The organism is Lysobacter sp. TY2-98, assembly GCF_003367355.1.
Lineage (GTDB): Bacteria > Pseudomonadota > Gammaproteobacteria > Xanthomonadales > Xanthomonadaceae > Cognatilysobacter.
This window is the reverse complement of the sequence record NZ_CP031413.1, coordinates 2276163-2302766: the sequence shown is the minus strand read 5'-3', so window position 1 is coordinate 2302766 and position 26604 is coordinate 2276163. Positions and strand designations below refer to the sequence as shown.

General features: G+C 68.4%; 29 protein-coding genes. 11 read left to right on the top strand and 18 right to left on the bottom strand.

Going from position 1 to position 26604, the window contains the following annotated elements; translation table 11 throughout:
- Positions 1-75: 75 nt before the first annotated feature.
- Positions 76-474: a GFA family protein gene (locus DWG18_RS11175; RefSeq protein ID WP_115647263.1), complete on the bottom strand. Its 399-nt coding sequence runs from the start codon at positions 472-474 to the stop codon at positions 76-78.
- Positions 475-610: 136 nt separating this feature from the next.
- Between DWG18_RS11175 and DWG18_RS11170 the strand changes: the two genes are divergently transcribed.
- From DWG18_RS11170 to DWG18_RS11160, 3 genes are all read left to right on the top strand, one after another.
- A complete protein-coding gene (locus DWG18_RS11170; protein WP_162823807.1) occupies positions 611-1015 on the top strand; it encodes a biopolymer transporter ExbD in 405 nt (134 codons plus the stop codon).
- Between the two features lie 124 nt (positions 1016-1139).
- A complete protein-coding gene (locus DWG18_RS11165) occupies positions 1140-2624 on the top strand; it encodes an ATPase domain-containing protein (protein ID WP_115647261.1) in 1485 nt (494 codons plus the stop codon).
- Complete coding sequence (locus DWG18_RS11160) at positions 2621-4240, top strand: ATP-binding protein (RefSeq protein WP_115647260.1); 1620 nt, start codon at positions 2621-2623, stop codon at positions 4238-4240. The genes DWG18_RS11165 and DWG18_RS11160 overlap by 4 nt, the downstream gene beginning before the upstream one ends.
- Here DWG18_RS11160 and DWG18_RS11155 read toward each other — a convergent pair whose 3' ends face one another.
- The 4 genes from DWG18_RS11155 to DWG18_RS11140 form a co-directional block, all read right to left on the bottom strand.
- Positions 4241-4495: a hypothetical protein gene (locus tag DWG18_RS11155; protein WP_162823806.1), complete on the bottom strand. Its 255-nt coding sequence runs from the start codon at positions 4493-4495 to the stop codon at positions 4241-4243.
- A gap of 105 nt (positions 4496-4600) precedes the next feature.
- Complete coding sequence (locus tag DWG18_RS11150; RefSeq protein WP_115647258.1) at positions 4601-4891, bottom strand: hypothetical protein; 291 nt, start codon at positions 4889-4891, stop codon at positions 4601-4603.
- Between the two features lie 199 nt (positions 4892-5090).
- Positions 5091-7211, bottom strand: coding sequence for a M13 family metallopeptidase (locus DWG18_RS11145; protein WP_115647257.1), 2121 nt, complete (start codon positions 7209-7211; stop codon positions 5091-5093).
- Positions 7212-7278: 67 nt separating this feature from the next.
- Entirely contained in the window at positions 7279-7704 is a 426-nt protein-coding gene (locus tag DWG18_RS11140; protein WP_115647256.1) for a hypothetical protein, read from the bottom strand.
- A gap of 176 nt (positions 7705-7880) precedes the next feature.
- Here DWG18_RS11140 and DWG18_RS11135 point away from each other — a divergent pair, with 176 nt between their 5' ends.
- Positions 7881-9797: a M61 family metallopeptidase gene (locus DWG18_RS11135; protein ID WP_115647255.1), complete on the top strand. Its 1917-nt coding sequence runs from the start codon at positions 7881-7883 to the stop codon at positions 9795-9797.
- A 36-nt stretch (positions 9798-9833) separates the two neighbouring features.
- Here the strand turns inward: DWG18_RS11135 and DWG18_RS11130 are convergent, their stop codons facing one another.
- The 3 genes from DWG18_RS11130 to DWG18_RS11120 all read right to left on the bottom strand — a co-directional run bounded on the left by DWG18_RS11130 (position 9834) and on the right by DWG18_RS11120 (position 11076).
- A complete protein-coding gene (locus DWG18_RS11130) occupies positions 9834-10172 on the bottom strand; it encodes a hypothetical protein (protein WP_115647254.1) in 339 nt (112 codons plus the stop codon).
- 68 nt (positions 10173-10240) lie between these two features.
- Positions 10241-10672: a VOC family protein gene (locus DWG18_RS11125; RefSeq protein ID WP_115647253.1), complete on the bottom strand. Its 432-nt coding sequence runs from the start codon at positions 10670-10672 to the stop codon at positions 10241-10243.
- Positions 10669-11076 carry a hypothetical protein gene (locus DWG18_RS11120; protein ID WP_115647252.1) on the bottom strand — a complete coding sequence of 136 codons (408 nt, stop codon included), beginning with the start codon at positions 11074-11076 and terminating at the stop codon, positions 10669-10671. The genes DWG18_RS11125 and DWG18_RS11120 overlap by 4 nt, the downstream gene beginning before the upstream one ends.
- A gap of 222 nt (positions 11077-11298) precedes the next feature.
- Here DWG18_RS11120 and DWG18_RS11115 point away from each other — a divergent pair, with 222 nt between their 5' ends.
- A complete protein-coding gene (locus DWG18_RS11115) occupies positions 11299-12573 on the top strand; it encodes a L,D-transpeptidase (protein WP_162823805.1) in 1275 nt (424 codons plus the stop codon).
- 57 nt (positions 12574-12630) lie between these two features.
- Here DWG18_RS11115 and DWG18_RS11110 read toward each other — a convergent pair whose 3' ends face one another.
- From DWG18_RS11110 to DWG18_RS11095, 4 genes are read right to left on the bottom strand one after another with little or no spacing between them, the layout of a single operon-like run.
- A complete protein-coding gene (locus DWG18_RS11110) occupies positions 12631-12927 on the bottom strand; it encodes a hypothetical protein (protein WP_115647250.1) in 297 nt (98 codons plus the stop codon).
- Positions 12924-13304 carry a hypothetical protein gene (locus tag DWG18_RS11105; protein ID WP_115647249.1) on the bottom strand — a complete coding sequence of 127 codons (381 nt, stop codon included), beginning with the start codon at positions 13302-13304 and terminating at the stop codon, positions 12924-12926. The genes DWG18_RS11110 and DWG18_RS11105 overlap by 4 nt, the downstream gene beginning before the upstream one ends.
- A complete protein-coding gene (locus DWG18_RS11100; protein ID WP_115647248.1) occupies positions 13301-14536 on the bottom strand; it encodes a divalent metal cation transporter in 1236 nt (411 codons plus the stop codon). The genes DWG18_RS11105 and DWG18_RS11100 overlap by 4 nt, the downstream gene beginning before the upstream one ends.
- Before the next feature lie 3 nt (positions 14537-14539).
- The gene (locus DWG18_RS11095; protein ID WP_162823804.1) at positions 14540-14995 is read right to left on the bottom strand and encodes a hypothetical protein; all 456 of its coding nucleotides are present in this window, start codon (positions 14993-14995) and stop codon (positions 14540-14542) included.
- 115 nt (positions 14996-15110) lie between these two features.
- On the opposite strand from DWG18_RS11095, the gene DWG18_RS11090 reads away from it, so the two are divergent.
- Positions 15111-16007 carry an HAD family acid phosphatase gene (locus DWG18_RS11090; RefSeq protein ID WP_115647246.1) on the top strand — a complete coding sequence of 299 codons (897 nt, stop codon included), beginning with the start codon at positions 15111-15113 and terminating at the stop codon, positions 16005-16007.
- Between the two features lie 75 nt (positions 16008-16082).
- On the opposite strand, the gene DWG18_RS15655 is transcribed toward DWG18_RS11090, so the two are convergent.
- A complete protein-coding gene (locus DWG18_RS15655; RefSeq protein ID WP_115647245.1) occupies positions 16083-16385 on the bottom strand; it encodes a KGG domain-containing protein in 303 nt (100 codons plus the stop codon).
- A 228-nt stretch (positions 16386-16613) separates the two neighbouring features.
- On the opposite strand from DWG18_RS15655, the gene DWG18_RS11080 reads away from it, so the two are divergent.
- The 3 genes from DWG18_RS11080 (at position 16614) to DWG18_RS11070 (ending at position 20065) form a co-directional block, all read left to right on the top strand.
- Complete coding sequence (locus DWG18_RS11080) at positions 16614-17210, top strand: YdeI/OmpD-associated family protein (RefSeq protein ID WP_115647244.1); 597 nt, start codon at positions 16614-16616, stop codon at positions 17208-17210.
- 208 nt (positions 17211-17418) lie between these two features.
- Positions 17419-19029: a diguanylate cyclase gene (locus tag DWG18_RS11075; RefSeq protein WP_115647243.1), complete on the top strand. Its 1611-nt coding sequence runs from the start codon at positions 17419-17421 to the stop codon at positions 19027-19029.
- Positions 19030-19084: 55 nt separating this feature from the next.
- Entirely contained in the window at positions 19085-20065 is a 981-nt protein-coding gene (locus DWG18_RS11070) for an NAD(P)H-quinone oxidoreductase (RefSeq protein WP_205289343.1), read from the top strand.
- A gap of 2 nt (positions 20066-20067) precedes the next feature.
- On the opposite strand, the gene DWG18_RS11065 is transcribed toward DWG18_RS11070, so the two are convergent.
- The 3 genes from DWG18_RS11065 to DWG18_RS11055 all read right to left on the bottom strand — a co-directional run bounded on the left by DWG18_RS11065 (position 20068) and on the right by DWG18_RS11055 (position 22553).
- Complete coding sequence (locus DWG18_RS11065) at positions 20068-20865, bottom strand: MOSC N-terminal beta barrel domain-containing protein (RefSeq protein ID WP_115647242.1); 798 nt, start codon at positions 20863-20865, stop codon at positions 20068-20070.
- A gap of 43 nt (positions 20866-20908) precedes the next feature.
- Complete coding sequence (locus tag DWG18_RS11060; protein WP_115647241.1) at positions 20909-22168, bottom strand: PilT/PilU family type 4a pilus ATPase; 1260 nt, start codon at positions 22166-22168, stop codon at positions 20909-20911.
- A 118-nt stretch (positions 22169-22286) separates the two neighbouring features.
- Positions 22287-22553, bottom strand: a complete 267-nt coding sequence (locus tag DWG18_RS11055) for a DUF3297 family protein (RefSeq protein WP_115647240.1) — start codon at positions 22551-22553, stop codon at positions 22287-22289.
- Between the two features lie 94 nt (positions 22554-22647).
- Between DWG18_RS11055 and DWG18_RS11050 the strand changes: the two genes are divergently transcribed.
- A complete protein-coding gene (locus DWG18_RS11050; protein ID WP_115647239.1) occupies positions 22648-23127 on the top strand; it encodes a hypothetical protein in 480 nt (159 codons plus the stop codon).
- A gap of 142 nt (positions 23128-23269) precedes the next feature.
- The gene (locus DWG18_RS11045) at positions 23270-23476 is read left to right on the top strand and encodes a cold-shock protein (protein WP_115647238.1); all 207 of its coding nucleotides are present in this window, start codon (positions 23270-23272) and stop codon (positions 23474-23476) included.
- 77 nt (positions 23477-23553) lie between these two features.
- Here the strand turns inward: DWG18_RS11045 and DWG18_RS11040 are convergent, their stop codons facing one another.
- Both DWG18_RS11040 and DWG18_RS11035 read right to left on the bottom strand, forming a co-directional pair.
- Positions 23554-24606: a GAF domain-containing protein gene (locus DWG18_RS11040; protein ID WP_115647237.1), complete on the bottom strand. Its 1053-nt coding sequence runs from the start codon at positions 24604-24606 to the stop codon at positions 23554-23556.
- 106 nt (positions 24607-24712) lie between these two features.
- The gene (locus DWG18_RS11035) at positions 24713-26452 is read right to left on the bottom strand and encodes a diguanylate cyclase (RefSeq protein WP_115647236.1); all 1740 of its coding nucleotides are present in this window, start codon (positions 26450-26452) and stop codon (positions 24713-24715) included.
- Between the last annotated feature and the right edge of the window lie 152 nt (positions 26453-26604).

Genomic DNA, 26604 nt, shown 5'->3' with positions numbered 1-26604 from the left:
GGCGCAAAGAATGCGCCCGCGCGCGTTGCGTCGACGCGAAAGCACCGACGCGCAAGGCGGTGCGATGCCGCCGGTTCAGAGACCGTGATCGGCAAGCGCGGCCATCGATGCCGCGCGATCGCCGTCGTCGAACAGTGTGATGCGCAGGTTGTCGAGCGGCACACCGTCGAGGCAGCGCACGTTGACGCTGTAGCCGTCGGGATGACTGCGCGGCACGTAGAAGCTCTTGATGCCGCAGTGGCCGCAGAAGAGATGACGCGCGGCACCGGTGTTGAAGCGGTAGTCGACCAGCGCGTCCTCGCCTTGCACGAGCCGGAAGCGCTCCGCCGGAACGATCAGGTGCAGGAAGCCGGTCATTCGGCAGATCGAACAGTTGCAGTCGAGCACGTGCAGCGGCGTCGGCGCATCGACTTCGAAACGGACGCGGCCACAGTGGCAGCCGCCGTGGTGGGTGGTGAGGGTGGTCGCGTTCATGCCGCCATTGTCGTGCAGGCAGGGCGCAGCGACGACCGGCGGCAAACGCCACTCGAACGGTTGTCGCAGCGTGTTGCCAGCGGCCGGACGCCGGCGTACGGTCGAGTCGGGCATACCGCCCGATGGAGGATCGACGATGGCCGCATCCACCTACGCTCCCCGCCCGCGCGACGGCGCCATGGCCGACATGAACGTGACGCCGCTGGTCGACGTGATGCTCGTGATGCTGGTGATCTTCATGATCACCGCGCCGACGCTGACGCGGACCTTGCCGATGAACCTCCCGATTCCCAGTCACGAGCAACCGCCATCACCGCCGCCGCGCACGGATCTGCACGTCGACGCGTTCGGCAGCTACACGCTCGACGGACGCACGCTCGATGCCAAGTCGCTGCGTGCCGCCCTTGACGGCATCGCGCGGGTTGCGCCAGACACCGTGGTGCACGTCAGCGTCGCCGCCGACAGCGAGTACCAGGGCTTTGCGACGGCACTCGCGGCCGCGCAGGACAGCGGGCTCGCCAACCTCGCGCTGGAGAACTGATCTTCACGGCCGCTGCCGCAGACTACGGTGCAAACGGGGTTTGACGCGGAATTAACCGCTTCATGATCCCATTCCGCCGGGCCGCGCCATGCGACGGCCCGGTACTTTCTCGCGGGATCCGTGGATGGCAGTCACTGAACCGGTCGCGCCCGACACCCTGCAGTCGGGGGTCGCGGGGCTCGATACCGTACTGGGCGGCGGCTTTACGCCCAATCGTCTGTATTTGATCGAAGGCGTGCCCGGCTCGGGCAAGACCACGCTCGCGCTGCAATTCCTGCTCGAAGGCGTGCGGCGGGGCGAGAACGTCCTCTACGTCACGTTGTCGGAAACCGAGCACGAGCTGCGCGAGGTCGCGGCGTCGCACGGATGGTCGCTCGACGGCATCCACGTGCACGAGCTTGCGCCGCCGCACGACAGCCTCGATCCCGACTCGCACTACACGATGTTCCACCCATCGGAAGTCGAGCTCGGCGACACCACGCAGCGCATTCTCGATCGCGTGCAGGGCCTGCGCCCCACGCGCATGGTGTTCGACTCGCTCGCCGAGCTGCGGCTGCTGGCGGGCTCACCGCTGCGCTATCGCCGCCAGGTGCTGGCGCTCAAGCAGTATTTCGTCGGCCAGAACTGCACCGTGCTCCTGCTCGACGACAGCGCGACGGCCGAGCATGGCCTGCACGTGCATACGCTCGTGCACGGCACGATATCGCTCGACCAGATGAATCCGGAATACGGCGGCGACCGCCGGCGGCTGCGCGTCACCAAGTTCCGCGGGCGCCGCTTCATGAGCGGATTCCACGACTACCAGATCGTGACCGGTGGCCTGTGCGTGTATCCGCGCATCGTCGCCGCCGAGCATCGCCGCGACGTCGAGCAACGCGCGGTGTCGACGGGCTCGGAAGGCCTCGATCTGCTGCTCGGCGACGGTCTGCATCGCGGCACCAGCACGCTGCTGATCGGTGCGGCCGGCACAGGCAAGTCGTCGTTGGCGACGGTGTGTGCGGTGACCGCGGCCGAGCGTGGCGAGCGCGTGGCGTTGTTCACGTTCGACGAGACGGTGCGCTCGTTCCTCACCCGTTCGATGGGCATCGGCCTCAACGTCGAGCAGCACATCGCCGACGGTCGAATGATCGTGGAATCGGTCGATCCGGCCGAACTTTCGCCGGGCGAGTTCGCGCATCGCATTCGCGACGTCGTCGTCAACGGTGGCGTACGCACCGTGGTGATCGACAGCCTCAACGGCTACCTGAGCGCGATGCCCGAAGAACGCTTCGTGGTGGTGCAGCTGCACGAACTGCTCGCCTTCCTGGCGCACCACGGCGTGGTCACCATTCTCATCAGCGCGCAGCAGGGGCTGATCGGCCAGATGCAGAACGCACTGGACGTCAGCTACCTGGCCGATTCGGTGATCCTGCTGCGCTACTTCGAGATGCGCGGCGAGGTGAAGCAGGCGATCTCGGTGCTGAAAAAGCGCACCGGAGGCCACGAACGCACGATCCGCCCGCTGGTGCTCGGTCCCGATGGTGTGTCCATCGGTGAACCGCTGCGTCAGTTCCGGGGCGTGCTGACCGGCGTGCCATACGAGGCCGACGAACCAGGCCCGGCGCGATGACCGCAGCTGCAGACGCGGCGATCGAAAATCGCCTGTTGCTGCTGCTTCCCACGCAGCGCGACTGCGTACTCACCGCCGAAGTACTCGCGCGCGACGGCATCGCCACGCACGCGTGTTCGTCGACCGCCGAGCTCGAGCGCGAGCTGCAGCGCGGTGCGGGCGGCGTCTTCGTCTGCGAGGAACTGCTCGCCGCCGGCGCGCACATGCTGATCGGCCGCGCGGTGGAGCGTCAGCCGGCGTGGTCGGACCTTCCCGTGCTGATCCTCGCGCGCGAGGGCAGCGAATCGCGACACGTGTCCGACGCACTGGCCGAACTCGGCAACGTGATGCTGCTCGAGCGCCCGCTGCGCCTCGCCGCGCTGTCGAGCAACGTGCGCACGGCGCTGCGCGCGCGCGAACGCCAGTACCAGATCCGTCGGCATCTCGATGACATCGCCGCCGCGCGTGACGCCCTGACTGAAACCGCGCGCCGCAAGGACGAGTTCCTCGCCATGCTCGGTCACGAGCTGCGCAATCCGTTGGCGCCGGTGCGCAATGCACTGCACCTGCTGGCGTCGGACCCGCGCCTGCCCGAAGACGACCACGCACTCTGCGACATGATGAAGCGCCAGGTCGACCACATGGTGCGTCTGGTCGACGACCTCATCGATGTCTCGCGCATCTCGCGCGGCACGATCGCGCTCAAGCGCGAGCGCGTGGACCTCGCCACCGTGCTGCAGCATGCGATCGACCAGAGCCGGCCGCTGGTGGACGCCGGGAACCACACGCTCGACGTCTCGCTGGGCGATGCCGGCACCGAGATCGACGCCGATCCGGTGCGCATCACGCAGGTATTCGGCAATTTGCTGAACAACGCGGCCAAGTACGCGGAGCCGGGCGGCCATATCTCCGTGCGGGTGGAACGCGACGGCGATACCGTGCGCATCCACGTGCGCGATCGGGGCATCGGCATCGAGCCGGAAATGCTTCCGCACGTCTTCGAACTGTTCACCCAGGGGCGCCGCGAGCGCCACCGCGCGCACGATGGACTCGGCATCGGGCTGACGCTCGTGCGCAATCTCGTCGAAATGCACGGTGGCACCGTGGCCGTGGCCAGCGAAGGGCGCGGCCACGGTGCGGAATTCGTCGTGACGCTGCCGGTGGCACGGGCAAGCGCGTTCGAGGCGGTGGCCCCGGCGCCGGCGCGCGAGCGCGATGCGTCGGAGCCTGCGCGCGTGCTGGTCGTCGATGACAACGTCGACGCGGCCGAGTCCATGGGCATGGTGCTCGACCTGCTCGGCATCGAGCATCGCGTGGTGTTCGACGGCGCGGCGGCGTTGGCCGCGATGGCCGAATTCCGACCGGACATCGTGCTGCTCGACATTGGCATGCCAGGCATGGACGGCTGCGAAGTGGCGCGTCGCGTCCGTGCCGATTCAGCCTATGACGGCGTGCGCCTGGTCGCGCTCACCGGTTGGAGCCAGGCGCAGGACCGCGAGCGCACGCGCGCCGCGGGCTTCGATCAGCACCTCAGCAAGCCGGTGGATATCGGCGCGTTGCAGGAGCTGGTAGGGGCCGCGCCCCCCGTAGTGATGCAGGCGGCGCGACCGACGATGCAGGCCGCGCCCGGCGCCTGATCAGCCCGCGGCTTTCGCGTCGCGCAATGCGGCGCCGACCGTTTCACGCACGACGTCGACCACGTTGCGCGCGGCGCCCTCGACGTCAGGGAGGTTGCCGAGCATGTCCTGGAACAGCTGCGCGCGATCGATACCCGTCTGCTTCGAAACCGCATCCGTCGCCGCGAGAATCACCACCGCGACACCGACCGACATCTCGCCCAGTGCCTGTCCCACGGCCTGCGCAACCGCGCTGGCCAGCTCGTTCTGCTCCATCGTCGTCTCCTCGCGGACCACCCGCGTCCGCCGGTGATACACAAGCGCGCCGCGAGCGCCCGTGATGGACGCTCGCGGCCGTGATGCAGGCGAGAAAGAAGCGGCTCAGCCGCCGCTGGAATCGGCGAGCGTCGCGCTGGCCGATGCGTGCGCCGGAGGCGGCAGTGCCGGCGCTGCAGCGGCGCTCCCGGCCGAATCCGGTTTGACCTTCGCGGCCGCTTGCTTCTCCTGCGCGGCGCGCGTGAGTTCGGCGATCACCAGGCCGAACGGGCTCTTCGATTTCGCCTTGGTGGCGTCAGCGGGCGCAGCGGCGGTTTTCGATGCTGGTGCGCCCTGGGCGAATGCACAGGCCGGCACGAGGAGCGCCACGAGAGCGAAAGACACGAAGCGGCGCATGACAGACCTCGGTACGGCGTTATTGACGAACGCAAGCGTAGGCAGTGCGCCGTCGTGCCCGCCGTGAAATGAAACGCTGCATCGCGACGTCCGTGAGTCGTCGTACTGGAAGCGCTCAGGGACGTCGAGGCCCTGTGAGCATTCCAAAGAAAAACGCCCGGCGTTGGCCGGGCGTTCTCGGGTTGCTACGTGTTTCGCGTCACCACACCTTGACCCGCTTGTCCGGTGCCAGGTACAGCGCCTGGCCGGGCTTCACGTCGAATGCGTCGTACCACGCGTCGACGTTGCGCACGGTCTGCGCGCGATAGCGACCCGGCGAATGAACGTCGGTCAGCACCGCGTTGCGCATCGCCTCGTCGCGCGCCTTGCTGCGCCACGCCTGCGCGAAGCCGAGGAAGAAACGCTGGTCCGGCGAGAAGCCTTCCAGCGTCTGCGGCGTCTTGCCCTGCTGCGAGAGGTGGTAGGCGTCGAGCGCGGTGGCGATGCCGGCGACGTCGGCGATGTTCTCGCCCAGGTTGAGCTTGCCGTTGATGGCGAGATCCGGGAACGGCTTGTAGGCGCTGAACTGCGCCGCCAGCGCCTGGCCCGCGGCGTCGAACTTCTTGAAGTCCGCCGGCGTCCACCAGTTGTGCAACTTGCCCTGCGCATCGAACAGCGCGCCGGAGTTGTCGAACGAGTGGCTGATCTCGTGGCCGATCACCGAACCGATCGCGCCGTAGTTCACCGCATCGTCGGCATTCGGATCGAAGAACGGCGGCTGCAGGATCGCGGCGGGGAAGATCAGGCGGTTCTCGAGCGGAATGTTCACCGCGTTGATCGTCTGCGGCGTCATGTACCACTCGTCGTGCTTCACGGGCGCGCCGAGCTTGGCGAGGTTGCGCTGGTACTCGGCCATCTCCGCGCGTTGCGCGTTGCCCAGTGCGTCGTCGGGCTTGATGTCGAGTGCGCTGTAGTCACGCCATGTATCGGGGTAGGCGACCGCCACCTGCAGACCTTCCACCTTCGCCTTCGCCGCGGCCTTGGTTTCCGGGCTCATCCAGTCGAGCGCGTCGATGCGCTTGCCGAACGCCGCGACGATGTTCTTGACCATCTCCTCCGCGCGCGCCTTCGTCTTGGGATCGACGTAACGCTTCACGTATTCGTGCCCCACGGCTTCGCCCAGCACGTTGCTGGTCATCGACACCGCGCGCTTCCAGCGGTCACGCTGCTGCGGCGTGCCGTTGAGCGTGTGGCCGTAGAACGCGAACTGCTCATCGGCGAATGCCTTGGGCAGCAGCGACGACGCGCGGTCGAGCGCGTGGAAGGTCAGGTAGTCCTTCCAGGTATCGAGCGGTTCGCTGGCGGCGAGCTTGGAGATGCCGGCGACGGCCTCGGGCTGCCACACCACGAAGTCCTTCTGCCCGCCGAGCTTCGCGGCGCCCATGAACGTCGCCCAATCGAGGCCTGGCGCCTTCTTCGCGAAGTCCTCCTGCGTCCACACGTTCTTCGACCCGCGGTCGACGTCGTTGGTCTGTTCCTGCGTGGCGTGCACCTTCGCGATCGCGGTTTCCAGCGCGACGATGCGCGCGGCCTTCGCGGCGGCATCGGCGACGCCACCCAGTTCGAGCACCTTCTGCACGTGCGCCTGGTACGCGGTCTTCAGGGCCGCACTCTTCGGGTCGAGGTAGTAGCTGCGATCCGGCAGACCCAGGCCGCCCTGCACGAAGTACGGAATGTTGCGCGTCGGATCGTGGATGTCCTGCGTGATCCACACGCCGAACGGGCGATCGGTGAAGTAGTCGGTGTTGTTGAGCAGGTCGACGTCGGCGCGCAGTTCGGAGCCGAATTCGTTCGAGAGCGACTTGACGTCGGTGATGGCATTGATCGCGTCGAGCGTCGGCTTCAGCGGCGCGATGCCCTTGCCCTCGATCCCGGCCTCGTCCATGAACGCGGTGTAGTAGTCACCGATGCGACGCAGGTCGCCGCTTGCGTTCTTGTCCTTGGCGGCGCCTTCGATGAGGTCACGCACCTGCTTTTCTGTGTCGAGCGAGATGCGGGTGAAGCTGTTGAAGCTGGAGCGATCGGCGGGAATCTCCGTCGTCTTCATCCAGCCGCCGTTGGCGTACTGGTAGAAGTCGTCGCCCGGCGCGACCGAGCGGTCCATGCCGGCCGTGTCGAAGCCGAACGTGCCGAGCACGGGTTTGGTCGATGCTGCAGCGGGCGCGGCCTTCGGCGCGGCGCCTTCAGGCTGCGGCGTGGGCTGCCGGTTACAGGCGGCGAGGCCCGCGACGAGCGCGGCGGAAACGGTGACGGCGAGCAGACGACGGGGCAGCGGTCGCATGGCGGAATCCGGTGGTGGAATCCGCCGAGGCTACCCGCTGGCCCCGTCAAGGCGCGTGTACCGGAAGTCAGCGCGCGCTGATGATGAAGCTGCCGAACGAGATGCCGAGCTCGACGCCCTCGCCGACGCCCGACAACGCGAGCGAGATCGGACCCTTGGTCACGACCTGCGCCTTGCCCGCCTTGCCCGCGGCCGCGTTGGCTTCGCCGGTCGCGTAGCCGCCGAGCACGTCGCGGATGTTGTGCACGCCGGAGAACTTGCCCTTGCCGGTCACCTTGGACTTGCCGATGGTGAGGCCGCCGCCCTTGGCTTCGATCTTCACCGGCAGCGATTTGCCGTTGTTGCAGGTGACGGTGCCCGTCCCTTCGGAGTGCTTGTAGAACGCGCTCCACCCGGTCATCGAGAAATTCAGCGTGCACGACAGGTCGGCCGCGGAGGCGGGCAGCGCGGCGACGGAGAGGACAGCGGCGAGGATCAGGGGGCGCAGGCTCATGACGGGTGCCGTTGGTGGGAAGACGGCCGGAGTATTGCGCGAATGCGGTTAAAGACCGTGCATACGTGTTGCAGTGCACGATGTGACGCAGTGCCGATCGTTGCGCATGGCACACGCGGCGCAGCCGCTGGCCCACGTACGATCCGGCGACTTCCACGCCACCGGATCCGCATCGAATGTCCCGACCCGTCCGTCGCCTGCTTCCGCTGCTCTGTGCCGCCGCCCTGGCCGCTGCGCCCGCCTTCGCCCAGGACATCGCGCTGACCAGCGCGCAGGTGCCGGTTCCGGCCGACACCGCGTACCCCGGCACCGTGTCGATCCACGTCGACGCCACCGACCTCGCGCGTCGCATCGTGCGCGTTCGCGAGGAGATTCCCGCGCAGGCCGGCCGCCTCACGCTGCTGTATCCGCAGTGGCTGCCGGGCAACCACGGCCCGTCCGGCCCGCTGGACAAGATCGCCGGCCTCGCGTTCACCGCGAACGGCCAGAAGCTCGCGTGGACGCGCGATCCGCTCAATGTCTTCGCCTTCCACGTCGACGTGCCGCAGGGCGCCACCTCGGTGACGGCGGAATACCAGTACCTCACGCCGACCGATCCCGCGCAGGGCCGCATCGTCATGACGCCGAACATGATGAACCTGCAGTGGAACGCGCTGGTGCTGTACCCGGCGGGCCACTACGCGAGCCGCATCGACACCTCGGCGTCGGTGCGATATCCCGCAGGCTTCGGTGCCGCCACCGCGCTGGACGTCGCCGAGACCAAGGGCGACACGGTCACCTATCGCAACGTGCCGCTCGACATCCTCGTCGACTCGCCGATCTACGCCGGCCGCTACGGCAAGGTCATCGACCTCGCGCCGGGCGCGAAGGTGCCGGTGCGCCTCAACATCTTTGCCGACGCGCCGAAGTACCTCGAAGCCAAGCCCGAACAGATCGACGCGCATCGCCGCCTCTACCAGCAGGCGATGAAGCTCTACGGCGGGCAGCACTACGACCACTACGATTTCCTGTTCTCGCTGTCCGACCAGCTCGGTGGCAACGGCCTCGAACACCAGCGCTCCAGCGAGGACGGCGAGGACACCGGCTACTTCACCGACTACGACCCCAAGGCCGGTTTCAGCGACCTGCTCGCGCACGAGTACACCCACTCGTGGAACGGCAAGTACCGCCGTCCGGCCGACCTGTGGACACCGAACTACAACGTGCCGATGCAGGACTCGCTGCTGTGGGTCTATGAAGGGCAGACGCAGTACTGGGGCAACGTGCTGACCGGTCGCTCCGGCCTGCGCAGCAAGCAGGCCGCGTTCGACGCCCTCGCGCTCACCGCGGCGACCTATGCCGACAACCGCCCGGGCCTCGCGTGGCGCGCGGTGCAGGACACGACGAACGATCCGATCATCGCGTCGCGTCGTCCCAAGTCGTACCGCAACTACCAGTTGTCCGAGGACTACTACTCCGCCGGGCAGATGATCTGGCTCGAAGCCGACGCACGCATCCGCGCGAAGACCGGCGGCAAGAAGTCGCTGGATGACTTCGCGCGTGCGTTCTTCGGCGTGAATGACGGCGAGTGGAAGGTGCAGAACACCTACACCTTCGACGACGTGGTCAAGACGCTCGACGGCGTGGTGCACGACGACTGGGCGACGTTCCTGCGCGACCGCCTCGACGGCAAGGTGCCGCTCACCGGCGGCCTGGAAGCGTCGGGCTGGAAGCTCGTCTACAAGGACGAACCCAACGGCGTCGCCAAAGCCGCGGCCAAGGGCGGCGGTGCGGACTTCGTGTATTCGCTGGGCCTGTCGATCGGCAAGGACGGCAAGGTGTCCGACGTGCGCTGGGACAGCCCCGCGTTCAACGCCGGCATCGGCAGCGGCATGACGATCGTCGCGGTCAACGATCGCGAGTACAGCAAGGACGTGCTGAGCGACGCGGTGAAGGCGGCCAAGGACGACAAGGCGCCGATCCGCCTGATGGTGAAGTCGTTCGATCGCTACCAGACGATTCCGGTCGACTACCACGGCGGCCTGCGCTACCCGCATCTCGAGCGCATCGCCGGCAAGCCCGATCTGCTGACCTCGATCTACGCGCCGCGCTGACGCGGCATCCGGCCGCGTGCGGTCCGCCGCACGCGGTCAGAGTTTCTCGATCGAACCGTTCGGATCGCTGCAGGCGTCGACCGTGCCGTCGTCGCCCGCAGTGCCCGTCACGCGCACGCGGTCGCCAACCTTGAGGTCGCCCACGCGATCCAGCCCGCGGCCCTTGCAGAGGTTCCAGCGGGCCGGCAACGACACGCGCACGGTGCGTGTTCCCGCGTCGACCGTCAGCGTGCCGCTGCCGTCATAGGCCCACGGCGCGGTGTCGAGCGCGGTGACACGGCCCTCGATCGCATTGCCCGACGAGGTCGCCCCCGGAGCATGGGCGCAGGCGGTCGCGAACAGGACGAGTGCGGCTGGGACGAGGAGTCGCTGCATGGCGGATATCCACGGTGGCGGGACGTGGAGACTCGCACGCGCCGTGTGCGAACGGCTGAACATTCCGCTCACGTCGCGAACAGCTGCGCATCGATGTCGGCGAACGCCTTGAACTCGACCGCATTGCCCGACGGATCGAGGAAGAACATCGTCGCCTGTTCGCCCGGCTGGCCGACGAAGCGCACGTGCGGTTCGATCACGAAGTCGATGCCGGCGGTGCGCAGGCGATCGGCGAGGGCGGTCCAGTCGTCCATCTCCAGCACGACACCGAAATGCGGCACCGGCACGTCGTGGCCGTCGACCGCGTTGTCGCCGGTAACACGCGCCGTCATGCCATCCACGCGATGGCAGACCAGCTGGTGGCCGTACAGGTCGAAGTCGACCCAGCGCTCGGCACTGCGCCCTTCCGCGCAGCCGAGCACGCCGCCGTAGAAGGCACGCGCCGCGGCGACGTCATGCACGGGAATCGCGAGATGGAACGGCGTCAGGCGTCGGCTCACATCACCACCGCGAGGTTGAAGCGCGCGCCGTCGATGGCGCGCGGCCGGAGGAAGTCGAGCACGCCCTGCAGCTCCTCGCGCACGGCCAGACGCGCCTTGGCGTCCAGCGTCGCCTCGCCGTCGAGCGCCGCATCGAGGCCCTCGAACAGCAGCAGCGCCCGCTCGGCGTCGCACCAGACGCCGTTGACCAGCATCGCCGCGTTCGGGTCGTCGTCGGGGACATCAAGCTCACCGAAGTTGAAGCGCAGGTCGGTGGTGTCGACCATCGCGTCCAGGCGCGGCAGACCCAGTCGCTGCGCCAGCGCATCGAGCGCGTGGCGGTGACGGTAGAGCGCGAGGCGGTCGGCGCCTTCGCAGTGGAGTGCGCCGTCGAACGCGACGTGCGCCCAGAACACCATGGCCATTCGGCAATCCCCCCGGAGTGCGGCGGCCGATGCTCGCACGGCGATGGCCTGCGAATTGGGCCGGCGGTCGGGACGGATCGTCGCGCGGCGCTGGCCGTCGCGATGTCACGGCGACGAGCGCGTCGCAAGCATGAACGGACGGTTGCCGCGATGGCGGGGATTCACGCCTCGAAGACCGGCCGCACGAAGGATGGAACGCATCTCCACCGCGGTGCCGTCTCCATGCGATCCACTTCGTCCTCGCAACTGTTGCCCCTCGCGTCCGCGCTGTCCGTCGCGCTGCTCGCCGCATGTTCGATGTCGCCCAGCCCGTCGAAGGATGCGGCGACGTCCGCACCGACACCTGCACCCGCCGCTACGTCGGTCGCGACGACGGCACCCGTCTCACCCGGTGTCGCGCAGCCGCCCGGCATGCAGGACGGCCAGCCGGGCACGCCGACGTCGACGTTGCCGGTCGCACCGGGCGACGCCGCCGCGGCGCCTGCGCCCGTTCCTACGCCGCCGCCCGTGGTGGCCGCGGCCGCCGACGCCAAGCTAGCCAAGGAAGATCCCCTGCGCGCGCAGGTCCTTCTGGAGCGCGCGTTCTTCTCGCCCGGTGAAATCGACGGCGCGAAGGGCAGCAACATGCAGCGCGCCGTCAAGGCGTTCCAGGGCGCGAACAGCATCAAGGCCACCGGCACGCTCGACAGCGCGACCTGGGACCTGCTCAATCGTGACACCGCACCCGTGCTGATCGACTACGCGCTGACCGCCGACGATCTCGCCGGCTCGTTCGCGAAGACGCCGAAGTCGCCGATGGATATGGCCAAGCTCGATGCACTGCCGTACGAGAGCGCGCTCGAAAAGATCGCCGAGAAGTTCCACATGGCGCCGGCCTTGCTGAAGAAGCTCAACCCGGATGTCGACTTCGCGGCGCTGGACGCGGCGAACGCGGCATCGACGACGAAGGCCGACGCTGCGAAGGCCGATGCGTCGAAGGGGACAGCCAAGGCGGATGCGTCCAAGACCGCCACCACCAAGGCTGCGCCCGCTGCCGGCACGACGATCACCGTGCTCAACGTGCAACCGGGCGAGCAGTTCCCCGCGCCGGCGAAGCTCGTGGTCGACAAGTCCGATTCCGCGCTGTTGATCGTCGACGCGAACGACAAGACGCTCGCCCAGTTCCCCGTCACCACGGGCAGCGCCGAGTTCCCGCTGCCGATCGGCGACTGGAAGGTCACCGCCGTGCAGCAGAACCCGGTCTGGCATTACGACCCCAAGCTGATCGCCGGCAGCAAGAAGACGGACAAGGAAGCCGACGTGAAGCCGGGCCCGAACAACCCGGTCGGCACGGTCTGGATCGGCCTGACCAAGGAGCACTACGGCATCCACGGCACGCCGCATCCCGATCGCATCGGCAAGACCGAATCCAATGGCTGCATCCGCATGACCAACTGGGATGTGCAGGCACTGTCCAAGGTGGTCACGCCCGGCATGCAGGTGACGATGCGCGAGTGACGTGAAGCTGCGCCGGCGTTGACTTGCGGCCCGCCCCTCGAGGCGGGCCGCGTCGTATCAGGTGCGCGTGTAGTCGTCCCGGGTGCCGCGCACGATGAGCCCGCGTTCGTCGCGCGCGATCACCGCCTCCCACGGCACGACGAGCGCGTCAGGCTCCCTCCAGCCCAACCGTTCGAGCAGACCGAGACGTCCGCACAGCAGCGCATCGATGCTGCGCTCGCGCCAGGTGGGCTGCGTCTCCGCCGCACCGTTGCTGCGGATTTCGAACGCATGACCGAGCCGGCTACCGTCCTGCGCGCGCACGGCGATGCCTTCGAGCTGGGTGATGCGCGTCAGCCGCGTCGTCGCGTTCATGCGCCACCCCGTTCGCTGCCCGGAACCTTGCCGATCCTCAGGCCGAGCCTGCGGTCGACCGTCGCCAGTCCGTATTGCGCGCGCCGGCATTTGAGCCGGATGTGCTCGCCCACGCTCGACACTTCCGCCCACGGCACGCGCACGCAGCGCGTGCCGAACACATGCGGCAACGTGCGCGCGAACAGCGCCGGCAGGCGCGGCATCCACGCGCCGGGACCGATCAACAGCGCGGTGATCCGCAAGGGCTCACCGACCCCGCCCTCGAGCTCGATGTCGTCGACCATGCCGCACATCCAGTCGTCCGCATCGATGACTGCGTGGTCGAGCACCTGCCGGAACACGTCGATGTAGGGCTCGCGCCCGAGTCCGTGTTTCATCCCTGGCCTCCGTGGGTCATGACCAGCAGCGGGATCGCGGCGACCGCGGCGATGCAGACGACGACGAAGAACGCCCACCCCAGCGTGTTCGACAGCCAGCCGTTGCGGTACACGCCCATCGTGTCGGGATCGCGCGAGATCGCCATCATCGGGAAGTAGGTGAGCGGCAGGATCACCACCGAGAACACGATCGAGTACTCCACCACCTGGATCGGATCGACGCCCGTCAGCACGATGGCTGTGGCCGCGATGAAGACGATGATCCATGCGAGTGCGAATCGCGGCGCGCCACGCGCGGTGCGGTACTTGCCCCACGTCCAGCCGAAGAACTGCGCGATGTTGTACGCCGACGACATCGCGGTCTCGATGCCCGCGCCCGCAAACGCGAAGAACATGCCACCGACCGCCAGCCACAGGCCTGCACGTCCGAGCACGCTGGCCGCGCTGAACGCCGCGGTGCCCGGCAGCGAGGGATCGACCTGCGCATGGCCGAAATACAGCTTGCCGATCACCAGCAGCGACGCCGAAAGCAACGAACCGAGCGCGAAGCCGACGATGACGATGAAACGATTGAGTCGGAGGTATTTCGGTGTCCAGTGATCCTCGACCACGCCGGAGGCGTAGAAGTAGGTCTCGTACGGCAGCATCACCGAACTGAAGAGCGAGACCGCGTAGTACGCGTACAGCAGTTTGCGACCGGGCGGCAACGCGGGAACCGTCGGCACCAACCCATGCGCGACCGCGCTCCAGTCGGGATGCATCTTCCACACGGCGACGAGAAACACCGTCATCATCAGCCCGAACAGGCCGAACACGCGCTCGATGGTCCCGAACTTCAGGAACCACACCACCAGCACGAGAAACGCGAACGCGGCGAGCAGCAGCCAGCGATACGGCCAACCCGACAGCAGGTTCCACAGCAGCGCGATCGCGCCGATTTCCGCGGCGGTGGTGAGCAGGCAGACCAGCGTCGCCGCGAACAGCGTGAGCAGGCCGAGACGGATGCCCGCGCGCTCGCGGATCACGTTGAAGACGCCCTGGCCGCGCACGGCGGCGATGCGCCCGGCGATCTCGCCGTAGACCATGATGCCGACCGTGCCGATCGCGACCACCCACAGCAGCGAGTAGTCGAACTTGCTGCCGGCGTTGAGCATGAAGGTGAGTTCGCCGATCTCGACGAAGCCGCCCATCGCGGTCAGCACGCCGAGGAAGAGTTCAAGGAACATCGCCATCGGTCAGGCGTCCGGCTTGATGCGGTGATCGAGCGCGTCGAGCGCGTCCGCCAGCGCGGCGAAGGCCTGTGGCGTGGCCGACGCCGAAGCGGCGTCGCGCGCCAGCACGTCGAGGCGCGCATGCAGCGCGTCGGCCAGCGCTAGGGCCTGGCGACGCTGTGCGTCGTAGCGCGCGATCGCCGCCTTGCCGGCCAGCGCGTCACGCGTGCGCTCGACCGTCGTCCGCAGCTGCTGCGCGTGGTGCCGCACGAACGCAGGCGCGAGATGGTCGTGACCGGCCTGCTCGACGAGCAACTGCGTCTCGGCGGCGACCGAGTGCAGCTCGCCGACCTGGATCGCGAGGGTGTCGGCATCGAACGGGCGATGCAGGCGGACCGTCGTCGCGGTGGCGATCGTCGCGGTCACGGCGACCAGCGCGATGGCCTGCCACCATGCGGCACGTCGGGATTTGGGCTGCACGGACACCTCCTTGGCGGCGACCGTAGGCAAGCGGCAGTGAACGCGCTGTGGCAGCCGCCGTTCTGTCCAAGCGGCCGAGCGCCTAGACTGTCGGCCCGCGTTCCCGGCCGACCCCATGCGCCTTTCGTTCGCCCCGCTGTGCCTCGCCCTTGTCCTCGCCGGTTGCCAGCACGACGCCGTGCGCGCCGATGCGCCCGCGGCCGACGCGCCCGTTTCGGCGCCCGCACCGACAGCCACTGTCCCTGCGGACGACAACCTCAACGCCGTGCTGTGGATGCAGACGTCGGTCGAGTACCGCGCCAATTCGTTGCAGACGTACCGCGCCGCGACCGCACAGCTCGATCGCGCACTCAAGGACAAGACGTGGGACGCACTCGATCCGGTCGAGCGCAGCAATCCGGCGCGCGGCCTGCCGCCGGCGGTGATCTTCGACGTCGACGAAACGGTGCTCGACAACTCGCCCTACCAGGCGCGGTTGACGCAGGCGGGCGGCGAGTTCAACGAAGCCGAATGGGCGGCGTGGGTCAACGAGCGCAAGGCCACCGCGATTCCGGGCGTGCTCGAATTCGCCAAGGCCGCGCAGGCACGCGGCATCGCGCTGTTCTTCATCTCCAACCGCGCCGTCGATCTCAAGGACGCGACGATCGCCAACCTGCGCGGCGTCGGTTTGAACGTGAAGGACGACGCATTCCTCGGCCTCGGCACCGTCGTGCAGGACTGCGATCAGGACGGCAGCGACAAGAACTGCCGTCGCCAGCTCATCGGCCGCAAGTACCGCGTGCTGATGCAGTTCGGCGACCAGCTCGGCGACTTCGTGCAGATCGCACCGAACACGCCGGACAATCGCGGAACGATCTACAACGCGCACCAGGACTGGTTCGGCCAGCGCTGGTGGGTGCTCGCCAATCCGACCTACGGCTCATGGGAACCGGCGCTGTTCGACAACAACTACCGCCAGCCGCGCGATGCGCGCCGCGCCGCGAAGCGCGAGGCGCTGCGACTGGCGCACTGATCACGTCGACAGCGGTACGGGAACGAAGACAGCGCGGAATTCCGCGCTGTCTTCTTTTGCGCGGATCAGCGCGTGTCAGCGGTCGTCGCCGCCGCGGCCGCCCTGGTTGCCACCTTGATTGCTGCCGCCGCCATGACTGGCTTCGCCGCCCTTGCGACCGGCCTCACGGGCTTCCTGCGAGGTGAACTCGTGCGCGTTGCCGCTGCGGTGCGCCGCGCGACCGCCTTCCGACGCGATCTCGCGCTGCTCGTCCCGATCCATCGCGGCAAAACCACGGGCGCTGCCCTGGTTTCCGCCCTGGTTGCCGCCTTGATTGCTGCCCTGGTTGCCACCGCGATCGTTGTCGTTGCGATTGTTGCCGCCCTGGTTGTTCGCCATCTTCGACTCCTCTCTGGATTGATTGCATGGACGTGCTCGACGCCCGGGCGCAGTCTCCGCATCGGGCCGTAAGTTCCACGGCATCCGCATGTCGAAACCAATTAACGGCGTTCACCGCGGTGCACTCCGCTGCATCGCGGTGTCGCAGCGCGCGATGCAAATGCGACAGCACAGTGCGACGATGCGGTCGCCCGCTGATGGCGGGCGATACGAACGGAGCACGCCGGCATGACCACCACCGATCCGCGCGTCGACGCCTACATCGCCAACGCTGCGCCGTTCGCGCGGCCGCTGCTCGAACGGCTGCGGCGCGACGTGCACGCGGCCTGCAGCCATATCGATGAATCGATCCGTTGGGGCCGTCCGGTGTTCATGCATCAGGGACGGCTCATCGCCGGCATGGCGGCGTTCAAGCAGCACGCGAGCTTCGGTTACTGGCGCGCCAGCGAGGTTACGGGCGCGGCACGCAACGACGGCATGGGCCAGTTCGGTCGCCTGCGCACGCTCGATGACCTGCCGCCGGCGAAGGACATCGCCGAGCAGGTGCGTCGCGCGGTCACGCTGGTCGACAGCGATGCACCGCGTCCGGCCAGACCGCGCACGCCGCGGCCGGCGCTGGAGATGCCCGAGGTGATGCGCTCGGCGCTCGCGGCGCATCCGGCCGCGAAGGCGACCTTCGACGGCTTTCCTCCGAGTCAGCGCCGCGACTACGTCGAATGGATCGTCGAGGCCAAGCGCGAAGACACCCGTGACCGCCGTCTCGCCCAGGCGCTGGAGTGGCTCGCCGAGGGCAAACCCCGCCACTGGAAGCACATGCCCCGCTGAAGAGTCGGGCGCCCCGGCCGTTAAGGAACACGGCGGACCGTCCTAGCGGCCGCCGGGCGGGGCGTCCCGCCCGACGACGTTTGCGGGGCTTGCCGATGCGCGACCACACGCCGTCGGCCGGGGTTGCATCGCCGGCCGGCGCTCCAGCGGAGCTGTCGACGCGCACACGCGCGCGGACGCTGCCGTGTGGGCGTGATCGGAGGTGCGGATGAGTCGCGCCTCGCTGCGCCGCCAGCTCGCGGCGGGCGTCATGCTCGTGCAGGCGGTGCTGATGACGGCCTTCGTCGCGCACGCGGTGTGGCGCCAGCAGGCGTCATTGCGAGAGACCGAGGCGCGCCACGTCCACCAGCTCGCGACGCGCGCCGCGCTGCACATCGCGCCGGAACTCGCGCGGGGCGATCGCGCCGGCATCGAGGCCGATGCCCGCGACCTGATCGACGATGCGGGCCTTGTCGCGCTGCAGATCGTCGATGGTCATGGTCGCGTTGTCTGGCAACGCGGCGGGACGCCGCCGACGACGTCCGTGCCGCTGCGCAGCGAAGGTCGTGATATCGGCGCCTTGCGCGTCGCGCCGGACCCGGTGCCGATCGCCTGTGCGCTGCGCGACACGGTACGCGACGGCCTGCTGTTCGCACTTGTCGCCGTCGCACTCGGCGCGCTGCTGGCGATCGCACTCGCGCACATGGTGACGCGCCGGCTCTACCGCCTGCTCGACGTCGCCGACGCGGTGCGCGAAGGCCGCCACGACGTGCGTGCATTGCCGAGTCGCGTGCATGAGGTCGGCCGACTGGTCGATTCGTTCAACGCCATGCTCGACGCGCTGGCCGAGCGCAAGCAGGCGCTGGCGCGCATCAACGAGGAGCTCGAGCGCCGCGTCGAGGAGCGCACGGCGGAAATGGCGGAGAACGCCGCCAACCACCGCGCCATCCTCGAGCAGGCGAACGACGCGTTCATCATGCTCGATGAGGACGGCCGCGTCGTCGAATGGAACCGCGCCGCACGGACCATCTTCGGCTGGTCGCGCAGCCAGGCCTATGGGCGCCTGTTCTCGGAAATGCTGCTCGCCGAAGCGCATCGCGAGGCCTTCGACGCCGACCTGCGCAGGTTCCTCGCGACCGGCGAGACCCAATGGATCGGCCGTCGTGTCGAGATGCAGGCGCTGACGCGCGACGGCCGCGAGATCCCGGCAGAGGTGTCGATGCGTTCGCGCTGGCGCGGCGAGCGCCGCTACTTCGATGCGTTCCTGCGCGACATCACCGAGCGCAAGCAGCTCGAAGTCTCGCTCGCCATGCAGGCGCTGCATGACGCACTGACCGGCCTGCCGAACCGTCGCCTGCTGCTGGAATCGCTGCCGCGTGCGATGCAACGTGCGGACCGCAACGGCACCGCGCTCGGCGTGTATTTCATCGACCTCGACGGCTTCAAGCAGGTCAACGACACCTATGGGCATGACGCGGGCGACGACCTGCTGCGCGAGTTCGCCTGTCGCATCCGCGATTCGGTGCGCGCGGTCGACATGGTGGCGCGCCTCGCCGGCGACGAATTCGTCGTGGTGGCCGAGGCGTTCGCCGAACCGATGCCGAACGCGGACATCGTCGCCGACAAGCTGCTGCGCGTGGCCGAAACGCCGTACGTGATCGGCGGTGCGCCGCGTCGCATGTCCTCCAGCGTGGGCGTGGCGGTCTACCTGCCGCGCAGCGGTATCGACGCCAACGCGCTGCTCGCACGCGCGGACCAGGCGATGTACGCGTCCAAGCGAAGTGGCAAGGGGCGTGCGACGGTGTGGGAACCCGGGCTCGCGCCCGTCGCCGCGCACTGACGCCGACGAACGCGCCACTGCGCTACGGTGCCGCGTCCCCGAATGCGAGTCCCGCATGAGCCTGCCCGCCACCATGACCGCCATCGCCGTGCGCGACGGCGCCGGCCCCGCCGAAGCACTGCACGCGGTGATCGTCGACCGGCCCGAACCGGGCCCGGGCCAACTGCTCGTGCGCGTGCGGGCGGCGGGCGTGAACCGGCCCGACATCCTGCAGCGCGAGGGTCGTTATCCGCCGCCGCCTGGCGCACCGTCGACGCTCGGTCTCGAAATTGCGGGCGAGGTGGTACGCGGCGCCGGTCGATGGAAAGAGGGTGAGCGAGTCTGCGCGCTGCTGGGGGGCGGCGGATACGCCCAGTACGCGGTCGTCGACGCACGCCATGCGCTGCCGATCCCGGACGATCTCGATTTCGTGCACGCCGCTGCCATTCCCGAAACCGCGTTCACCGTCTACGCGAACGTGTTCGAACATGGCGCGCTGAAAGCCGGCGAGACGCTGCTCGTGCACGGCGCGACGTCGGGCATCGGCGTCATGGCGATCGGCATGGCCAAGGCGGCGGGCGCGCGCGTGATCGCGACGGCACGCGGCGCAGACAAGGCAGCCGCGGCGCGCGAACTCGGTGCGGATATCGCCGTCGACACCACGCACGAGGACTTCGGCGCGATCGCGAAGGCGAACGGCGGCGTCGACGTCGCACTCGACATGGTCGGCGCGCCGTATTTCGCGACGACGCTCGATGCGCTCAATACCGGCGGCCGCATCGTCTACATCGCCTCGCAGGGCGGCGACATGCTCGAGGTGCCGGTGTGGGCACTGATGCGAAAACGTGCCGTGCTCACAGGTTCGACGCTGCGCCCGCGCGATGCCGATGAGAAGGCCCGTCTGGCCGCCGAGGTTGAGCGCGTCGTGTGGCCGTGGATCGAGTCAGGCCGCGTTCGCGTCGTCGTCGATCGCACCTTCCCGCTGGCCGAAGCCGCCCAGGCACACGCCTGGCTGGAGTCCGGCCGGCACACTGGCAAGATCGTGCTGGTGACGTAGCCTCAGTCGAGTACGACCACTGCATCGCCACGCGCGATGCGACCGGTGCCGCGCGGAATCAGGTTCATGCCGAACGACACGCCTTTCGGCGTGCGGCGATAGGTCAGCAGCGTGCGCAGCGGCTCGCCGCCGGGATCGCGCGTCATCGTCGCCGGATCGATCGTAGTGAACACGCAGCGGATGCACGTCTTCACCGCATCGAATTCGACCTCGCCGACGCGCACGCGTCGCCAGCCGTCCTCGGCATTCGGCGCGGTGCTTGCGACGACGATGTTCGGTCGGAACCGCGCCATCGGCACCGGCGATGCGAGTCTCGCGTTGAGTTCGTCCAGCGCCGATTGCGTGATGACGAGCAGCGGATAGCCGTCGGCGAAGCTCACCTCGTCGTCCGGCTTCCCGTATTTCGCGTCGACCGGCCGATGCACCGTGGCATCCATGTGCACGAGGCGCGTCGTCAGGCCGAGGTACTGCGTCAGCCATGCCGCGGCGTTGTCGCCGGCATCGACGGCATGCACGGTGTCGTCCCAGATGACGACCTCGCGGCGCGGCGCATCGTTGGCTGGAGGTTGGACATGCAACGCCGGCATGTCGTTCGCACTTAGCACGATGCCAGCGTCGTCCGGCAACGCACGAATGCCAACGAGGCGTGGATGCTGGCGCGCGGTGAGAAAGCGCCCGTTCGCATCGACCGCCATCCAGCGACGATCGCCCACCGGGCCGCGCAACGTCACGTCGAGCGCCTCGGCATCGAGCGGCGCACACGACTTCAGCGGATACAGGTGCAGCGAGGCGACGTGCATCGGTGGCGGCTCCGGTCGGGCCGCCATTATCGCCATGCCGGGATCAGGCCGGTCGCGCGGCCTTCTCGCGCTGCAGGCGCTCGAGTTCCAGCTGGTCGCGCTTTTCCTGCTGGCGACGCAGTTCCTCGCGACGGATTGTTTCAGCGTCTTCCGCCGTCGGCGCCGCATCGAGCGACAGCGACAGCGCCGCCGCATTCGCCGGTTCGCCACGACGGCTCTTCAGCTTGATGTTGAGACGCAGCTCGTTGGCCGAGTCGGCATTCCGGATCGCTTCGTCGTAGCTGATCATGCCGTCGTTGTAGAGCTCGAACAGCGCCCAGTCGAATGTGCGCATGCCCAGCTCGCGCGACTTGTTCATGATCGCCTTGAGCTCGTTGAACTCGCCCTTGAAGATCTTCTCGGCGATCGTCGGCGTGTTGATCAGGATCTCGATCGCCGCGGCGCGGCCCTTGCCGTCTTCGGTGCGCACCAGGCGCTGCGACACGATCGCACGCAGGTTGGCGGAAAGATCCATCAGCAGCTGCGTGCGGCGTTCTTCCGGGAAGAAATTGATGATGCGTTCCATCGTCTGCGACGCGCTGTTGGCATGCAGCGTGGACAGGCAGAGATGGCCGGTTTCGGCGAACGCGATCGCGTGCTCCATGGTCTCCGCATCGCGGATCTCGCCGATCAGGATCACGTCGGGCGCCTGGCGCAATGTGTTCTTGAGCGCGTGGTGCCAGCTGTGCGTGTCGACGCCGACCTCGCGGTGCGTCACCAGCGACTTCTGCGAGGCGTGCGCGTATTCGACCGGGTCTTCCACCGTGATGATGTGACCGGCGGTGGTGCGGTTGCGGTGGTCGAGCATCGCGGCGAGCGAGGTCGACTTGCCGGAACCGGTGCCGCCGACGAGCAGGATCAGGCCGCGCTTGGCGAGCACCAGCTCCTTCAGCACATCGGGCAGCCGCAACTTTTCGAAGTTCGGAATTTCCGCGGCGATCGTGCGCAGCACCATGCCGACATGGCCCTGCTGCATGAACACGTTGACGCGGAAGCGCGACACGCCGGGCACGGCGATCGCGAAATTGCATTCGAACTGCTCGGCGAACTCCGCACGCTGCTTGTCGTTCATCAACGAACGCGCGAGCTGCTGGGTGACGGCGCCGGTGAGCTTCTGCGGGCTCAGCGGCGTCATCTGGCCGTGCGCCTTCATGCTCGGCGGGAAATCGTGCGCGATGAACAGGTCCGAGCCGCCGGCGTTCGCCATGGCGGCCAGGAGCTTGTGCATGTAATCGCGAGCCTGGTCGTCGGTGAGCTGGGTCATGCGCGGCGATCGGGGGAGACCACCGCGATATCGGCCGCAGGCGCGATCGATGAACAGCGTGAACCGTGCGCGCCGTGGCGATCCGGAGATCGCGACGGCGGTCGTGCATGCCGCGCGATCAGCCGGCGTCGGCGTCCGACGCGGTGTCGGCGATCAGCAGGTAGGGCTCCACGGTGCCGCGCAGCTTCAGCGTCATCGGCTGGCCGCGGCGGTCCATGGCGCGGCCGGCCGCCACGCGGATCCAGCCCTCGCTCACGCAGTACTCCTCGACGTCGCGGCGCTCGCGGCCGTTGAAGCGGATGCCGATGCCGCGCTCGAGCAGGGCGGCGTCGTGGAAGGGACTGCGCGGATCGGTGGCGAGGCGGTCGGGGAGCGTGTCGGTCATCGGGATCGGGTCGGTGGAGCGGGCCGGCATTATCGCAGCGGACCGTGACCTCCCGCCCGTGTGCGACCGGCGTCACGGCCGCTAGGGTGGCGGGATGAGCGAACGTCCGGCCTACACCCTCCGCTTCGAGCCCCGCGAGCAGTACCTCTATGCCCACGTCGAGGGGCCGGAGGACACCTACGAAGTGTCCGTCGCCTACTGGACCGAGATCGAGGCGCGATGCCGGGCGGACGGCGTCCGCCGGCTGCTGGTGGTCGAGGAGCTGGCCGGGACGGCGGTCCCCGCGGAGATGGCCGACGTCGTCTCCGCCCTGATCGCCATGGGCTTCCGCGACATGCGCATCGCCTACGTGGATGCGACCGAGGACGCCGGACTGCTGGTCGCGGCCGAACGCCGTGTCACCAGCGCGGGACTGACCGGTCGCGTTTTCCGCGGCGAGAAGGAGGCCGAGCGCTGGCTACTGGCCGATCCCGTCGTGGTAGAGCCCGGTCAACCGGCCGTCGCCGCAGCCTGCCGCGCAGCTGAAGAAGCGACAGACGGGCGTTGCAATTCCCCGGTCCAGGCTCTACGGTAGCCCCGCTGCTCCAGGGGTCACCGTGACCTGTGACCCGATGCTGTTGATCGATGATCCGCTCCATCGTTGCTAGATCACTCCTTGTGAACAGCGCTACCGCCGCTCCGTGCGGCACCTTTAGATATGTTCCAGGAGTTACACAATGTCCCGTGAAACCGGCACCGTGAAGTGGTTCAACGACGCCAAGGGCTTCGGCTTCATCTCGCGTGAGAACGGCGAAGACGTCTTCGTCCATTTCCGCGCTATCCAGACCCAGGGCTTCAAGAGCCTGAAGGAAGGCCAGAAGGTCTCCTTCACCGTGACGCAGGGCCAGAAGGGCCTGCAGGCCGAGGCCGTGCAGCCGGAGTAATCCGCTGCCCCTCAGGTCTCACGATCTGAAAAGCCCGGCTTCGGCCGGGCTTTTTTTTGCGTCTGTTTCAGCGAACGTCAGCGCACTTCGACGCGTGCGCCACCCGCGCCCTGCGCCTGTGCGAGCGCATGCTCGGCGCATTCCAGGGCGTCGGCACCGCCTTCGCCCGCGGCCACCGTAGTCAGGCCGATGCTCAGCGTGACCGGCACGCCCGAGGCCGGATTGCCGGCGTGGTCGGCCAGGCGCACGCACTGCGCGACCGCTTGCGACAGCGGCATCGGCATCAGCAACGCGAAACCCGTGCCGACGCGCGCGACGCGTCCCTCGGCGATCTCGCCCGCGCGCAGCAGCGACGCCAGCTCGCGGAGGATGCGTTCGACTTCGTCGTGCCCGTGGATCGCGCCGAACGAGGCGAGGTCGTCAATCTCGATGCGCGCCACCTGCAATTCGATTTGGCGGCCATGCGCCGCGATCTCCGCGTCCAGCGCTTCGGCGAACGCCGCCGGGCCGGGCAGGCGTGTCAGCGCATCGACGACGCCCGCCGGCGCCACCTGCGGTGCATGCGCCTGCAATAGTGATTCGTGACGCACAAGCTGCGAGGCGAACCATTCGCGCTCGCGCAGGTGCAGCTTGAGCAGGCGACTGGCGCGCCGGAACTCGATCATGCGCGCCACCTGTCGCGCCAACGCCTGCAGCACCTCGACCTGCTGCTGCGTGAGCGAACGCGGCTCGCGGTCGAGCACGCAGACGGTGCCGACCGGCATGCCGGACGCCTCGATCGGCGCGCCGGCGTAGAAACGCATGCCGCGCTCGGTCACCAACGGGTTGTCGGCGAAACGCGGATCGGCGGTGGCGTCCTCGACGACCAGCGGGTCGTTGGGATCGAGGATGGCGTGCGCGCAGAACGACTGCGAGCGCGGCGTCTGCGCGTCGTCCAGGCCCACGCGCGCCTTGAACCACTGGCGGTCGGCGTCGACCAGCGAGATCGTCGCGATCGGCGCGCGGCAGACCGCCGCGGCGATGCGCACGATGTCGTCATAGTCGTCTTCGGGCGGGGTGTCGAGGATGCCCAGCGCTTCGAGCAGCGCCTGGCGGGAGAGTTCGTTGGCGGGCAGTGGGGCGGCGGGCATGGCGCTTCGGGCTGCGGACGTGGCCCCAGCCTAGCGAGACGCGGTTCCCACTACACGCGGGGAAAACCCCTGCACTGCGTGAAGAAGGGTGACGCGTATCGCGATTTCAGATCGCGCCGTCGTCGGTCCGCACGGCATTGCCGCCGGCGTGCTTGGCCGCATACATGCGGCGGTCGGCCCGGGAGATGAGGTCTTCGGCCGTGATGGTGCCGTCGGCCTGGATGACGACACCGATGCTCGCCGACACGCGCACTTTCGCCGTGCCAACGTCGACCGGCTCGGCCAGTGCTTCGCGCACCTTCTCGGCGACGCGTCGCGCGTGGGTCTCGGGATCGCGGACGTTCTCGAGCACGATCACGAACTCGTCGCCGCCGAGCCGCGCGACGATGTCGGTCTTGCGCACCGCGCTCACCAGCCGGCGCGCGCATTCGCGCAGCAGCTCGTCGCCGGCGTCATGGCCCAGCGTGTCGTTGACGTGCTTGAAGCGGTCGAGATCGACGAACATCACCGCGATCGCGCCGTCGTGGCGCGTGCTGCGGTCCAGCGAGCGCGGCAGGCGCTCCATCAGGCCGCGACGATTCGGCAGATCGGTCAGCGGATCCTGGCGCGCCTGGCTTTCCAGCATGGCCATCAGCCGTTCGAGTTCGAGCGTGCGTTCGGCGACCTTCGCTTCGAGGTCCTCGTGCGCACGCTGCAGCGCGGCGACTGCAGCTTCGCGTTCGGTCACGTCCTGCACCAGCGACAGGATCGAGCTGACCCGGCCGTTCGCATCGAACAGCGCGGAATCGAACCATTCGCAGACGCGCACGCGGCCGTCTCGCGCGACCATGCGCACGGTGTGCACGTGGCGCGATGTTTCGCGCGACGCCAGACGCGCCATCGCGGCGTCCACCCCAGCGACGTCATCGGGATGCAGCATCGGCAGCACCGAGGGCGCGTGACCGACGATCTCGTCCTCGTGCCAGCCGAACATCTCGCGTGCGCGGTGCGACCACTGCGCGACGTTGAGCTGGCGATCCCATTCGATCGTCGCCAGCGGCGAGTTGTCGGCATGCAGCTGCAGGCGCGCCAGTGCGCGATCGAGCTCGTGCGTGCGCTGTGCGATGCGACGTTCGAGTTCGTCACGATTGCGCAGCAGCGAGTCGCGCGCACGCACCTGATCGGTGACGTCGCGCGCCGTGCAGTACAGGCGGGCGACGTCGAATTCGCGCACCTGCCATTCGATCCAGCGATAGCCGCCGTAACGCGAACGCAGGCGCCCGCGGAAGCTGGCGTCGACCACGGTGCCGTTGCGGACTTCGGCGAACTGCGCGAGCACGCGCTCGCGGTCGTCCTCGTGCACGAATTCGTCGAGGCGGTGGCCTTCGAGGTCGCGCGGGGACCAGCCCAACGTGGCTTCCCAGGCGGGATTCACTTCGAGCAGGCGATCGCGTGCGTCGACGAAGGCGAGCAGGTCGGGCGTGAGGGCGAAGAAGGCGTCGCGCTCGCTGGTCGCGTGCGTCTGCGCGGCGCGGTCTTCGCCGTGCACGATGAAACCGACGACGCGCCCGTCAGCCTCGCGCAACGGCGACAGGTCGAGCACGGGACGATGCGCGCCCAGCTCGGGTTCCAGGCGCAGGCGCGCGCGGCGTCCGTCGAGCAGGTCATCGAGCGCGGCGGCCTGCTGCGGGCCGGCGAGGGCGCGTAAGGACGGCAGTGTGTCGACGCCGAACATCGCGCGCAGTGCGGTGTTCGCGTGCAACCAGCGTGCGCAGGCGTCGACGCAGCCCATGCCGAAGGGCGCATCGGCGAAGGTCGCCTCGAAGGCGATGGCGTCCAGTGGGCGGTCGAGGAGCAGGCTGTTCATTGCGACGATTGCTGCGTGGCAACATGCGGGAGCGTCGCAGGCGCGCGCGAGCGGCACGCGGCCTGGCCGCGAAGCGCGCGAAAAGCGCCTCGATGTCGTGAAGCTCCCATGGGTCAGCCGGCGTGTCCCCGGGCACAGCGGCCCGGCCGGCG

Bases quoted from the DNA above. Each gene is read 5' to 3' on its own strand.
- DWG18_RS11175 (WP_115647263.1), bottom strand. From the start codon at position 474: ATGAACGCGACCACCCTCACCACCCACCACGGCGGCTGCCACTGTGGC.
- DWG18_RS11080 (WP_115647244.1), top strand. From the start codon at position 16,614: ATGACCACCACCGATCCGCGCGTCGACGCCTACATCGCCAACGCTGCG.
- DWG18_RS11060 (WP_115647241.1), bottom strand. From the start codon at position 22,168: ATGACCCAGCTCACCGACGACCAGGCTCGCGATTACATGCACAAGCTC.
- DWG18_RS11165 (WP_115647261.1), top strand. From the start codon at position 1,140: ATGGCAGTCACTGAACCGGTCGCGCCCGACACCCTGCAGTCGGGGGTC.
- DWG18_RS11115 (WP_162823805.1), top strand. From the start codon at position 11,299: ATGCGATCCACTTCGTCCTCGCAACTGTTGCCCCTCGCGTCCGCGCTG.
- DWG18_RS11065 (WP_115647242.1), bottom strand. From the start codon at position 20,865: ATGCACGTCGCCTCGCTGCACCTGTATCCGCTGAAGTCGTGTGCGCCG.
- DWG18_RS11090 (WP_115647246.1), top strand. From the start codon at position 15,111: ATGCGCCTTTCGTTCGCCCCGCTGTGCCTCGCCCTTGTCCTCGCCGGT.
- DWG18_RS11040 (WP_115647237.1), bottom strand. From the start codon at position 24,606: ATGCCCGCCGCCCCACTGCCCGCCAACGAACTCTCCCGCCAGGCGCTG.
- DWG18_RS11045 (WP_115647238.1), top strand. From the start codon at position 23,270: ATGTCCCGTGAAACCGGCACCGTGAAGTGGTTCAACGACGCCAAGGGC.
- DWG18_RS11170 (WP_162823807.1), top strand. From the start codon at position 611: ATGGCCGCATCCACCTACGCTCCCCGCCCGCGCGACGGCGCCATGGCC.
- DWG18_RS15655 (WP_115647245.1), bottom strand. From the start codon at position 16,385: ATGGCGAACAACCAGGGCGGCAACAATCGCAACGACAACGATCGCGGT.
- DWG18_RS11140 (WP_115647256.1), bottom strand. From the start codon at position 7,704: ATGAGCCTGCGCCCCCTGATCCTCGCCGCTGTCCTCTCCGTCGCCGCG.
- DWG18_RS11120 (WP_115647252.1), bottom strand. From the start codon at position 11,076: ATGGCCATGGTGTTCTGGGCGCACGTCGCGTTCGACGGCGCACTCCAC.
- DWG18_RS11100 (WP_115647248.1), bottom strand. From the start codon at position 14,536: ATGGCGATGTTCCTTGAACTCTTCCTCGGCGTGCTGACCGCGATGGGC.
- DWG18_RS11110 (WP_115647250.1), bottom strand. From the start codon at position 12,927: ATGAACGCGACGACGCGGCTGACGCGCATCACCCAGCTCGAAGGCATC.
- DWG18_RS11055 (WP_115647240.1), bottom strand. From the start codon at position 22,553: ATGACCGACACGCTCCCCGACCGCCTCGCCACCGATCCGCGCAGTCCC.
- DWG18_RS11155 (WP_162823806.1), bottom strand. From the start codon at position 4,495: ATGGAGCAGAACGAGCTGGCCAGCGCGGTTGCGCAGGCCGTGGGACAG.
- DWG18_RS11145 (WP_115647257.1), bottom strand. From the start codon at position 7,211: ATGCGACCGCTGCCCCGTCGTCTGCTCGCCGTCACCGTTTCCGCCGCG.
- DWG18_RS11070 (WP_205289343.1), top strand. From the start codon at position 19,085: ATGAGCCTGCCCGCCACCATGACCGCCATCGCCGTGCGCGACGGCGCC.
- DWG18_RS11050 (WP_115647239.1), top strand. From the start codon at position 22,648: ATGAGCGAACGTCCGGCCTACACCCTCCGCTTCGAGCCCCGCGAGCAG.
- DWG18_RS11130 (WP_115647254.1), bottom strand. From the start codon at position 10,172: ATGCAGCGACTCCTCGTCCCAGCCGCACTCGTCCTGTTCGCGACCGCC.
- DWG18_RS11075 (WP_115647243.1), top strand. From the start codon at position 17,419: ATGAGTCGCGCCTCGCTGCGCCGCCAGCTCGCGGCGGGCGTCATGCTC.
- DWG18_RS11150 (WP_115647258.1), bottom strand. From the start codon at position 4,891: ATGCGCCGCTTCGTGTCTTTCGCTCTCGTGGCGCTCCTCGTGCCGGCC.
- DWG18_RS11160 (WP_115647260.1), top strand. From the start codon at position 2,621: ATGACCGCAGCTGCAGACGCGGCGATCGAAAATCGCCTGTTGCTGCTG.
- DWG18_RS11135 (WP_115647255.1), top strand. From the start codon at position 7,881: ATGTCCCGACCCGTCCGTCGCCTGCTTCCGCTGCTCTGTGCCGCCGCC.
- DWG18_RS11105 (WP_115647249.1), bottom strand. From the start codon at position 13,304: ATGAAACACGGACTCGGGCGCGAGCCCTACATCGACGTGTTCCGGCAG.
- DWG18_RS11035 (WP_115647236.1), bottom strand. From the start codon at position 26,452: ATGAACAGCCTGCTCCTCGACCGCCCACTGGACGCCATCGCCTTCGAG.